Raw genomic sequence first — 635 nt, 5'->3', positions numbered from 1 at the left:
CCACTTCGTGCTTGACAAAGTCTTCACCGATAATTCCACTAGATAAGCTCACAATACCAATAGTAGAAACCATGTCTTGACCCTCCTGAAAATAGATTGAGCCTATCTTATCACAGGAGATGAGATAAAACAACAAGAATTAGAGTCAGAAGAAGACTTTTAGATCGAGAAAATAGTAAAAAAGCAACCGCTCGATGTGGTTGCTTTTTATAGTAGTTGTATTCTTATAGAGCAGTAAGGAAAGTCAGTCCGCCAAGGATAACCCCGGCTGAGTTTGGAATGATTAGAATCCAGTCTTTCTTAGGCTCTTGTGTCCATCCATAAATGACCCAGATTAAGCAAGAGACAGCTGCTGATAAAGGTTGGAATGGTTGAGCTTTGTTCCCTTGTAAATTGGCAAAAATTTGAGGGATGTAGGCTATAAATACAATAATCCCGATAAAGGCACCAATTGAACCAACAACTTGATTAATTCTCTGTTTAGTCATATATATTTCTCCTTATTACTTTATTAGTATAACAGAAAAACAACTTGGATTCAAGGACAAAACCTCGGGATTCTAAGGAAAGACTTTACATTAGAACGTTTTTAGAAAATGTAGCAACATTTCTTTGTCTAACTCACAAATGTCTGC

At 36.7% G+C, this 635-nt stretch carries 1 protein-coding gene and 1 pseudogene; both read right to left on the bottom strand.

Features of this window, described 5'->3' with window-relative positions:
- Positions 1 to 73 (bottom strand): annotated as a pseudogene (locus tag HMPREF2637_RS11065) (carboxypeptidase); the annotation flags it as partial.
- Between the two features lie 151 nt (positions 74 to 224).
- Positions 225 to 488 carry a SemiSWEET family transporter gene (locus HMPREF2637_RS03805; RefSeq protein WP_008535551.1) on the bottom strand — a complete coding sequence of 88 codons (264 nt, stop codon included), beginning with the start codon at positions 486 to 488 and terminating at the stop codon, positions 225 to 227.
- Positions 489 to 635 lie beyond the last annotated feature (147 nt).

The sequence above is a fragment of the Streptococcus sp. HMSC065H07 genome (assembly GCF_001837325.1).
Taxonomy (GTDB): Bacteria; Bacillota; Bacilli; order Lactobacillales; family Streptococcaceae; genus Streptococcus; species Streptococcus salivarius_H.
The sequence above is the reverse complement of the archived record's forward strand: the minus strand, read 5'-3'. Positions and strand labels throughout refer to the sequence as shown.